Annotated in this window: 9 protein-coding genes; all 9 read right to left on the bottom strand. The window is 74.3% G+C overall.

Annotation, left to right across the window (positions count from 1 at the left end):
- Positions 1 to 283 precede the first annotated feature (283 nt).
- The 9 genes from tyrS to argC are packed head-to-tail and all read right to left on the bottom strand — an operon-like array spanning position 284 to position 9,705.
- Complete coding sequence (gene tyrS / locus HLA93_RS19780) at positions 284 to 1,603, bottom strand: tyrosine--tRNA ligase (protein WP_222196156.1); 1,320 nt, start codon at positions 1,601 to 1,603, stop codon at positions 284 to 286.
- Positions 1,600 to 2,265, bottom strand: a complete 666-nt coding sequence (locus tag HLA93_RS19775; RefSeq protein ID WP_308128257.1) for a DNA-3-methyladenine glycosylase — start codon at positions 2,263 to 2,265, stop codon at positions 1,600 to 1,602. The genes tyrS and HLA93_RS19775 overlap by 4 nt, the downstream gene beginning before the upstream one ends.
- A gap of 19 nt (positions 2,266 to 2,284) precedes the next feature.
- Positions 2,285 to 3,727, bottom strand: a complete 1,443-nt coding sequence (argH, locus tag HLA93_RS19770) for an argininosuccinate lyase (protein ID WP_222196155.1) — start codon at positions 3,725 to 3,727, stop codon at positions 2,285 to 2,287.
- Positions 3,724 to 4,266 carry an arginine repressor gene (locus HLA93_RS19765; RefSeq protein ID WP_222196154.1) on the bottom strand — a complete coding sequence of 181 codons (543 nt, stop codon included), beginning with the start codon at positions 4,264 to 4,266 and terminating at the stop codon, positions 3,724 to 3,726. Before HLA93_RS19765 ends, argH begins: the two co-directional genes overlap by 4 nt.
- A gap of 31 nt (positions 4,267 to 4,297) precedes the next feature.
- A complete protein-coding gene (gene argF, locus HLA93_RS19760) occupies positions 4,298 to 5,248 on the bottom strand; it encodes an ornithine carbamoyltransferase (protein ID WP_222196153.1) in 951 nt (316 codons plus the stop codon).
- Positions 5,245 to 6,429 (bottom strand): acetylornithine transaminase, encoded by a 1,185-nt coding sequence (locus HLA93_RS19755; protein ID WP_222196152.1) that lies wholly within the window; start codon positions 6,427 to 6,429, stop codon positions 5,245 to 5,247. The genes argF and HLA93_RS19755 overlap by 4 nt, the downstream gene beginning before the upstream one ends.
- On the bottom strand, positions 6,426 to 7,523 hold the full coding sequence (gene argB, locus HLA93_RS19750; RefSeq protein WP_246627161.1) for an acetylglutamate kinase: 1,098 nt from the start codon (positions 7,521 to 7,523) through the stop codon (positions 6,426 to 6,428). Before argB ends, HLA93_RS19755 begins: the two co-directional genes overlap by 4 nt.
- On the bottom strand, positions 7,520 to 8,671 hold the full coding sequence (argJ, locus tag HLA93_RS19745) for a bifunctional glutamate N-acetyltransferase/amino-acid acetyltransferase ArgJ (protein ID WP_222196151.1): 1,152 nt from the start codon (positions 8,669 to 8,671) through the stop codon (positions 7,520 to 7,522). The genes argB and argJ overlap by 4 nt, the downstream gene beginning before the upstream one ends.
- Positions 8,668 to 9,705 carry an N-acetyl-gamma-glutamyl-phosphate reductase gene (gene argC / locus HLA93_RS19740; protein WP_308128256.1) on the bottom strand — a complete coding sequence of 346 codons (1,038 nt, stop codon included), beginning with the start codon at positions 9,703 to 9,705 and terminating at the stop codon, positions 8,668 to 8,670. The genes argJ and argC overlap by 4 nt, the downstream gene beginning before the upstream one ends.
- Positions 9,706 to 9,739 lie beyond the last annotated feature (34 nt).

Here is a 9,739-nt window from a genome sequence, read left to right as displayed (position 1 = left end):
GCAGTGCCCAGGGATTTGTTACTTGGCACTGACTTTCGGCACGCTGTTGAGTTCTCAAGGAGCGGACGCGCGGCGAATCAGACCCTCTCGGGTCGTCGTCTCCGGCTTGTGTTGTCTCGCTTCGGCGCCCGGTCCCGGCCTCGCGGTCGTTCCCGGCGCAGAGAGAAAGTTACGTGGCTCCGCGGGACGTGTCAAACCCGGGGCGGGTGACGCGCGCCACCTGCCCGGAACATCCCCGTCACCCGGCGTTCACACGTCTCGGCCGGACCTGCGGACGCCCTGCTCAGGCGGTCGGCGCCGCCCCGGGGCAGTGCACACCGGCCACGGACCGCTTGCCCTTGCGCAGCACCAGCCATCCGCCGGGGAGCCAGTCAGCCGGGGCCGGCACGGCCTCGGCGTCGGTCACCCGGACGTTGTTGACGTAGGCCCCGCCCTCCTTGACCGTGCGTCGCGCGTCCGACAGTGACGAGGCCAGGCCGGCCTGCTGCAGCAACGTCGCCACCGGCACCGCCGGGTCGTCGACCTCGACGGCGCCGGCCTCGGTGAGCGCGGCGGCCAGCGTCTGTGGGTCGAGCTCCGTCAGCTCCGCCCGGCCGAACAGGGCCCGGCCTGCGGCCTCGGCCTGGGTCAGCTCCTGGGGGCCGTGCACCAGCCGGGTCAGCTCCTCGGCCAGGGCACGCTGCGGCGCCCGGGAGGCCGGTCGCTCCTCCGACTCCCGGACCAGCGCGGCCACCTCGTCGGCGGGGCGCTCGGAGAACAGCGGGAGCCAGGCCCGGGCGTCGACGTCGTCGATGTTGAGCCAGTACTGGAAGAACGCGTACGGGCTGGTGTGCTCGGGGTCGAGCCAGATCGTGGCGCCCTCGGTCTTGCCGATCTTCTTCCCGTCGGCGGTGGTGATCAGCGGTGTCGCCAGGGCGTGGGCCGAGGCGCCCTCGGTGCGCCGCACCAGGTCCGCGCCGGCGGTGATGTTCCCCCACTGGTCGGAGCCGCCGCTCTGCAACGTGCAGCCGTGCCGCCGGAACAGCTCCCGGAAGTCGTTGGCCTGCAGGATCTGGTAGCTGAACTCGGTGTAGCTGATCCCGGCGTCGGAGTTCAGCCGCGCCGAGACCGCCTCCTTGGCCAGCATCCGGTTGACCCGGAAGTGCTTGCCGAGGTCCCGGAGGAAGTCGATCGCCGACAGCGGCGACGTCCACTCCAGGTTGTCCACGTAGATGGGCGCCCGCAGGCCCTGTTCGGCCGCCGGCTGGTCGAGGAAGGGAGCCACCCGCCGCCGGATGCGGTCGACCCAGATCGCCACCTGGGCCGGGTCGTTCAGCTGCCGCTCGGACGACGGCCGCGGGTCACCGATCAGCCCGGTGGCCCCGCCGACCAGGACGATCGGCTGGTGACCGGCCCGCTGCAGCGCACGCAGCACCATGAACTGGATCAGGTGCCCGACGTGCAGGCTCGCCGCGGTCGGGTCGAAGCCGCAGTAGTACGTGACCGGCCCCTCCGCGAGGTGGGCGCGCAGGGCGTCCTCGTCGGTGCTCTGGGCGATCAGCCCGCGGCGGTGCAGTTCGTCGATCACGGAAGGCGCGTCGGTCCCGGGAGGTGCAGAGGTCACGGTCGCCCATCCTGCCTGGCACTCCCCCGCCGTGGCTTCCCACCCGCCCGGAAGACGCTCACCGACGGGGCGTCGGTCTCCCAGAACCGCCACGGCAGGTCGGTCGCCACGCTGATCCCCACCCGGGGTCCGGTGGAGATCCGCGACGGCGGCGTCCCGACGTGCAGCCGCACGGACGACGCGGGGTCGAGCAGGCGGGCTCCGCGGTCGTCCGGGCCGATGGCCAGGGCCTGGGTGAGCCGAGCCGGGCCACGTGCCAGGTCCCGCGCCACCCGAGCGGCAGGACGCCGGGCCCGGGCCACCGGCTCCCCCACCACGACCTCACCGGCACGCATCAGCACCGCCGACCCACGCCCGGCCGGACCGACGACGACGTTGGCGCACCAGTGCACGCCGTAGCTGAAGTAGACGTAGAGCCGCCCGGGCGGCCCGAACATGATCTCCGCCCGCGGGGTCGGGCCCCGGTGGGCATGTGACGCCGGGTCCTCGCCCTGGCCGGAGTAGGCCTCCACCTCGGTGAGCCGCAGCGCCACCTGCCCCTCGGCCCGGTCGGTGACCACCCAGCAACCCAGGAGTGCACGGGCCACCTCGTCGACCGGCCCCAGCAGTTCCTCCTCGGCGATGAGGGGCCCGGGGCCGGACGGCGGCACGGCGTCGTTCACGGCCCCGCTCCCCGGGACGTCAGAGCGCCGCCGCCACCGGCGAGTGCGCTGCCCAGTCGGCGTGGTCCTTGGCCAGCTCAGCCAGCGACGTCAGCTGCTCGGCGACGCGCTCGGGCGCCGTCCCGCCCCGCGCGCCGCGGGCAGCCAGGGCGCCCTCGACGTGCAGCACGGTGCGCACCTCGGGGGTGAGCCGCTCGTCGATGCCGGCCAGCTGCTCGTCGTCCAGCTCGTCCAGCTCGAGCCCGGCCTCCTCGCAGAAGGCGACCATCGCCCCGCTGATCTCGTGGGCGGACCGGAACGGGACGCCGGTGGACACCAGCCACTCGGCGACGTCGGTGGCCAGCGCGAAGCCCTGCGGAGCGGCCGCCTCCATGACCTCGGGTCGCAGCGTCAGAGTGGCGACCATGCCGGTGACCGCGGGCAGCAGCAGGAGCAGCTGCTCGACGGAGTCGAAGACGGGCTGCTTGTCCTCCTGCAGGTCACGGTCGTAGGCCAGGGGCAGGCCCTTGAGCATGGTGAGCAGGCCGGTCAGGTTGCCCACGAACCGGCCGGCCTTGCCGCGGGCCAGCTCGGCGATGTCGGGGTTCTTCTTCTGCGGCATGATCGACGACCCGGTCGCCCAGGCGTCGTCCAGCTTCGCCCAGCCGAACTCGGTCGACGTCCAGAGCACGACCTCCTCCCCCAGCCGGGAGAGGTGGACGCCGATCAGCGCGGCGGCGAAGCAGAACTCCGCGGCGAAGTCGCGGTCGCTGACCGCGTCGATGCTGTTGTCCGCCGCCCGGTCGAAGCCGAGCTCGGCGGCGACGCCGTCGGGGTCCAGGGGCAGGGACGAGCCGGCCAGGGCGCCGGAGCCCAGCGGGCTGACCGCGGCGCGCTTGTCCCAGTCCAGCAGCCGGTCGACGTCCCGGGACAGCGAGTGGGCGTGGGCCAGCAGCTGGTGGGCGATCAGGATCGGCTGCGCGTGCTGCAGGTGGGTCATGCCCGGCGCGGCGACGTCCCGGTAGCGCAGCGCCAGGCCGATCAGCGCGTACTCCAGCGAGGCGAGCTCGCCGACCAGGCGGCGCACGTTGTGCCGCAGGTAGAGCCGCAGGTCGGTGGCGACCTGGTCGTTGCGGCTGCGGCCGGCGCGCAGCTTGCCGCCGAGGGCGCCCAGCTTCTCCAGCAGGCCGCGCTCCAGCGCCTCGTGCACGTCCTCGTCGGCCTCGATCGGCGTGAAGGACCCGTCGGCGACCTCGGCGGACAGCTCGGTGAGCGCGCCGATCATCTTCGCCAGCTCGTCCACGGTCAGCAGCCCGGCCCGCTGCAGCACCCGGGCGTGCGCCCGAGAGCCGGCCAGGTCGTAGGGGGCCAGCCGCCAGTCGACGTCGGTGGACTTGGACAGTGCGGCCATCGCCGGGGAGGGCCCGCCACCGAACCGGCCGCCCCACAGGCGGGTCTGGCTGGCGCCGTTCGGCTCCGTCACGGTGTGCTCTCTTCTCCGTCGTCGGTGAGGTCGGGGTCGTGGGAGGCCACCGGGGCGCGCTCGGCGAGCGCGCGGAGCCGGTCGGCCAGCGCGGCGCCCCCGTCGGGGGCGCGGGAGACGACCAGCAGAGTGTCGTCCCCGGCGATGGTGCCCAGCACGTCGGGCAGGCCCACCTTGTCCAGCGCGGAGGCCAGGAACTGGGCGGCGCCCGGCGGGGTGCGGACGACGGCCAGGTTGGCGCTGCCCTCGGCGCTGGTGAGCAGGTCGGCCAGCAGCCGGGTCAAGCGGGCCGGTGCGGACTGCGCCGGGCGGAGCGGGGCGTTCTCCGGCGGCAGCACGTAGGACGCCGGCGCGCCGTCGGACCCGCGCAGCTTCACCGCGCCGAGCTCCTCCAGGTCCCGGGACAGCGTCGCCTGGGTGACCTCGACGCCGGACTCGGCCAGCAGCCGGGCCAGCTGGGTCTGCGAGGTGACCGGTCCGGCGGTGATCAGCTCGACGATCCGCGCGTGCCGCGCCTGCCGGGTGAGCGCGGTGGTCACGAGCGCCCCGTCCGCCCGGTGACGCCGGACGTCATGCGGACCGTTCCAGCAGCCAGGCCAGCAGTGCCTTCTGGGCGTGCAGCCGGTTCTCCGCCTCGTCCCACACCGCGCTCTGCGGTCCGTCGATCACCTCGGCGGCGATCTCCTTGCCGCGGTAGGCGGGCAGGCAGTGCAGCACGACGGCGTCGGCGGCGGCCCGGGCCAGCGCGGCCTGGTCGACGGAGTAGGGCTCGAACGGCGCGATCCGGGTGGCGTACTCGTCCTCCTGGCCCATCGACACCCAGGTGTCGGTGACCAGCACGTCGGCACCGTCGGCGGCCGCGGCCGGGTCGGCGGTCCACTGCACCGAGCCACCGGTCTCCGAGGCGATCTCCGCGGCCCGCTTCAGCACCGCGGGGTCGGGCTGGAAGGTCTCCGGCGAGCCGATCCGCACGTGCATCCCGGCCAGCGCCCCACCCAGCAGATAGGAGTGCGCCATGTTGTTGGCGCCGTCGCCGAGGTAGCTGAAGGTCAGCCCGGCCAGCCGGCCGTGCCGCTCCTGCACCGTCTGCAGGTCGGCGAGGATCTGGCACGGGTGGTAGTCGTCGGTGAGCGCGTTGACCACCGGCACCCGGCTGGTGGCTGCCATGGTCTCCAGCCGGTCCTGGCCGAAGGTGCGCCAGACGATCGCCGCCACCTGCCGGTCGAGCACCCGGGTGGTGTCCTCGACCGACTCGCCGCGGCCGAGCTGGCTGGCCCCGGCGTCGACGACCAGCGGGAAGCCACCGAGCTCGGTGATCCCGACCGAGAAGCTGACCCGGGTGCGGGTGGAGGGCTTGTCGAAGAGCACGGCCACCGGCTTCGGGGCGCCGTTGGGCGCGCGCAGCGGGGTGGGTGCCTCCGCGGTGTGCCGTCCGGCCTTGAGCTGCGAGGCCAGCGCGAGCACCTCGGCCTGTTCGGCCGGGGTCAGGTCGTCGTCCTTGGTGAAGTGCCGGACCGTCACTGGTCTGCCTCCTGGAGAGCGGCGTCGAGGGCCGCGGGGAGCGCGGCGACGAAGGCGTCGAGCTGGGCGTCGGTGACGACCAGCGGCGGGGCGAGCCGGACGACGTCGGCCGCCACCCCGTTGGTCAGGAAGCCGGCGGCACGCAGCTGCGCCTCCACCGCGGCCGCGACCGGCGCGGTGAGGACGACGCCGAGCAGCGCCCCCTGACCCCGCACGCCGCCGATGCCCGGGTGCCCGAGCGCCTCGATCCCGGCGGTGACCCGGTGCTCGATCTCCTTGGCCCGCTCGAGCAGCCCCTCGTCGCGGATGGTGTCCAGGACGGCGAGGGCGGCGGCGGCAGCGATCGGGTTGCCGCCGAAGGTGGAGCCGTGTGAGCCGGCGGTCAGCAGCTCGGCCGCCGGACCGAAGGCCAGCGTCGCGCCCAGCGGCAGGCCGCCCCCCAGCGCCTTCGCGAGGGTGACGACGTCGGGCTGCAGGCCGTCGGCCTGGTGGGCGAACCAGTGCCCGGTACGGCCCATCCCGGTCTGCACCTCGTCGAGGGCGAACAGCGCGCCGGCGTCGCGGGCAGCCGACGCGGCGGCGGCCAGGTAACCGGCCGGGGCGGGCAGCACGCCGCCCTCCCCCAGCATCGGCTCGAGCAGCACCATCGCGGTCGCGTCGGTGAGCTGCAACGCCTCGGCGTCGCCATAGGGCACATGCCGCACACCGCCGGGCAGCGGGGCGAAGGCCGCGGCCTTGCCCGGCTGGCCGGTGAGGGCGAGGGAGCCCATGGTGCGGCCGTGGAAAGAGCCGATCGCGGTGACGACCTCGGGCCGGCCGGTCAACCGGCTGATCTTGAAGGCGGCCTCGTTGGCCTCGGCGCCGGAGTTGCAGAAGAACACCCGCCCCGACCGGCCGGCCAGCTCCAGCAGCCGCTCGGCCAGCAGGACGCCGGGCTCGTGCATCGCCAGGTTCGACACGTGGCCGAGCAGCTGTGCCTGGGCGGTGATCGCGTGCACCACCGCCGGGTGGGCGTGGCCCAGGATCGTGGTGGCGATGCCACCGAGCATGTCGGTGTAGGCGGTGCCGTCGACGTCCCAGACGGTGGCACCCGCCCCGCGGGCCAGGGCCACCGGCGGGGTCTTGTAGTTGCCCATCATCACGGCCGACCAGCGGGTGGCCAGCTCCTCGGTGTGCGTCACGGTGCTGCCACTCCCTCCGGTGTCGGTTCGGCAGGCACGACCATCGTGCCGGTGCCCTCGGTGGTGAACATCTCCAGCAGCAGGGCGTGCGGCAGCCGGCCGTCGACGACCGTCGCCCGCTTCACCCCACCCTCGACCGCCCGCAGGCAGGCGGCCATCTTCGGGATCATCCCGGCGTCCAGGTCGGGCAGGATCTCGGCGAGCTCGGTGGCGTCGATCTGCTCCACGAGCGAGTCGCGGTCGGGCCAGTTGGCGTAGAGGCCCTCGACGTCGGTGAGCACCACGAGCTTCACCGCGCCGAGCGCCACCGCGAGCGCGGCGGCGGCGGTGTCGGCGTTGACGTTGTGCACCTGGCCGTCGGCGTCCGGGGCCACGGTGGCCACGACCGGGATCTTGCCCGCGGCCAGCAGCGCGGTGACCGGGGCGGGGTCGACGGCCACGACGTCGCCGACCAGCCCGACGTCGACCGGCTCGCCGTCGACGATCGCGTGGGTGCGCTCGGCGGTGAACAGCCCGCCGTCCTCACCGGAGAGCCCGACGGCCAGCGGGCCGTGCGAGTTGATCAGGCCGACCACCTCGGGGCCGACCTGACCGGTGAGCACCATCCGGACGACCTCGATCGTCTCCTCGGTGGTCACCCGCAGCCCGCCGCGGAACTCGCTGGCGATGCCCAGCCGGTTGAGCATGCCGCTGATCTGCGGGCCGCCGCCGTGCACGACCACGGGGAGGATGCCGCAGGTGCGGAGGAAGACCATGTCCTCGGCGAAGGCGCGGCGGCAGTCCTCGTCGACCATGGCGTGGCCGCCGTACTTGACCACCACGACGTTGCCGTGGAACTCGCGCAGCCAGGGCAGCGCACCGGTGAGGACGGCGACCTTGGCCGCGTCGCCCTCGGGGTCGTTGACCCGCATCACCCGGTGGGTGCCGATCGACCGGCGCGGGGGCGTCTCGTCGACCGGGACGTCCGGCGGCGTCGGGTCCTGCTGGCCGGCCGGGGTCACCTCGTCGGGGGCAGGGCCGGCGGGGGCCACCTGGTCGGGGGCGAGGTCGGGTGGGGTCGGGTCCTGGGCGGCGCCCGGGGTGTCGCTGGTCATGTCGAGTAGGCCGAGTTCTCGTGCACGTAGGCGAGGGACAGGTCGTTGGTCCAGATCGTGGCCTGCTCGGCGCCGGCCCGGAGGTCGACGTCGATGGTGACGGCCCGCCCGGTCAGGTCGACGCCCTCCCGCGGGTCGCCGATCGCGCCACTGCGGCAGACGGTCACCCCGTTGATGGTCACGTCGACCTGGTCGGGCTCGAACGCGGCGTCGGTGGTGCCGATCGCGGCGAGCACCCGGCCCCAGTTGGGGTCGTTGCCGAACAGCGCCGTCTTGAGCAGGTTGTTGCGGGCGCAGGCCCGCGCGGCGGTCAGCGCGTCGTGCACCGACGCCGCGTTGCGGACGGTGATCGCGATGTCCTTCGTCGATCCCTCGGCGTCGGCCAGCAGCTGCATCGCCAGGTCGGTGGCGGCCGCGGTCAGGGCCGCGGTCAGCTCGTCCTCCGACGGGGTGACGCCGCTGGCGCCGTTGGCCATCGCGATGACGGTGTCGTTGGTGGACAGGCAGCCGTCGGAGTCGACCCGCTCCACGCTCACGCTGGTGGCCGCCGCCAGCGCCCGCTGCAGCACGTCCGGGGCGACGGCGGCGTCGGTGGTGAGCACGACCAGCATGGTGGCCAGCGACGGGGCGAGCATGCCCGCGCCCTTCGCCATCCCCCCGACGGTCCAGCCGTCCCCGGCCTGGGTCGTCGTCTTGGGCACCGTGTCGGTGGTCATGATCGCCCGGGCGGCGTCGGGACCACCGTCGGCCGAGAGGCCCTCGGCCGCCTCGGTCACCCCGGCCAGCAGCCGCTCCATCGGCAGCCGGACGCCGATCAGGCCGGTGGAGGCCACCGCCACGTCGACCGCGCCCAACCCGAGCGCGCTCGCGACGTGCTCGGCGGTGGCGTGGGTGTCGCCGAAGCCCTCCGGCCCGGTGCAGGCGTTCGCGCCGCCGGAGTTGAGCACGACGGCGCGCAGCCGGTGGGCAGCGAGGACCTGCCGGCTCCAGAGCACCGGCGCGGCCGGGAAGCGGTTGGTGGTGAACACAGCGGCCGCGGCGTCGTCCGGGCCGTCGTTGACGACCAGGGCGACGTCCCGGTCGCCGCTGGACTTCAGCCCGGCGGCGACGCCGGCGGCCCGGAAGCCCCGCGGGGAGGTGACGCTCACGGTGCGACCCCCACGAGCGGCAGGCCGGTGGTCTCGGGAAGCCCCAGGGCGAGGTTGGCGCACTGCAGGGCGGCACCGGCGGTGCCCTTGGTGAGGTTGTCGACCGCGGCGACGACGACCAGCCGGCCGGCGTCCGGGTCGACCGCGAGCTGCAGCTGCACCGTGTTGGCGCCCAGCACCGCGGCGGTGGTCGGCCACTGCCCCTCGGGCAGCAGCTGCACGAACGGCTCGTCCGCGTATGCCTCGACGTAGGCGGCCCGGGCGGAGTCGGCGTCCGCGCCCTCGGCCAGCGGCGCCGAGCAGGTGGCCAGGATGCCGCGGCTCATCGGCACCAGGGTCGGGGTGAAGCTCACGCCGACCGTCCTACCGGCGGCCTGTGACAGGTTCTGCACCATCTCCGGGGTGTGCCGGTGCACGCCGCCGACGCCGTAGGCGCTGGCCGAGCCCATCACCTCGCTGCCGAGCAGGTGGGTCTTGGCCGACTTGCCCGCACCGCTGGTGCCACTGGCCGCCACCACGACGACGTCCGGGGTGACCAGGCCGGCGGCGAGTGCCGGGGCCATCGCCAGGGTGACCGAGGTCGGGTAGCAACCGGGGACGGCGATCCGCCGGGCGCCGGTGAGCTGCTGCCGCTGGCCGGGCAGCTCGGGCAGCCCGTAGGGCCAGTGCCCCGCGTGCTCGCCGCCGTACCAGCGCGCCCAGGCGGCCGGGTCGTTCAGCCGGTGGTCGGCGCCGCAGTCGATGACCAGGACGTCATCGGGCAGCTGCGCGGCGATCGCGGCGGACTCCCCGTGCGGCAGGGCCAGCACCACGACGTCGTACCCGGCCAGGGCCGCGGCGTCGCTGGGCTGCACGGTCATGTCCGCGTAGGGCAGCAGGTGCGGCTGCAGCTCGCCCAGGCGTCGGCCGGCGCTCGAGTTGGCGTGCACCCCGGTCAGCCGGAGGTGCGGGTGCCCGGCCAGCAGCCGGCACACCTCACCGCCTGCGTACCCGGTGGCGCCGGTGACCCCGACCGTCCACGTCTGTTGACTCACGATGCATGACCATACCGGGTCATGCATGACTGTG

It is taken from the genome of Modestobacter italicus (assembly GCF_019799965.1).
Lineage (GTDB): Bacteria > Actinomycetota > Actinomycetes > Mycobacteriales > Geodermatophilaceae > Modestobacter > Modestobacter italicus_A.
Note: the sequence above shows the minus strand (reverse complement) of the source record. Positions and strands in the feature narration are given on the sequence as shown.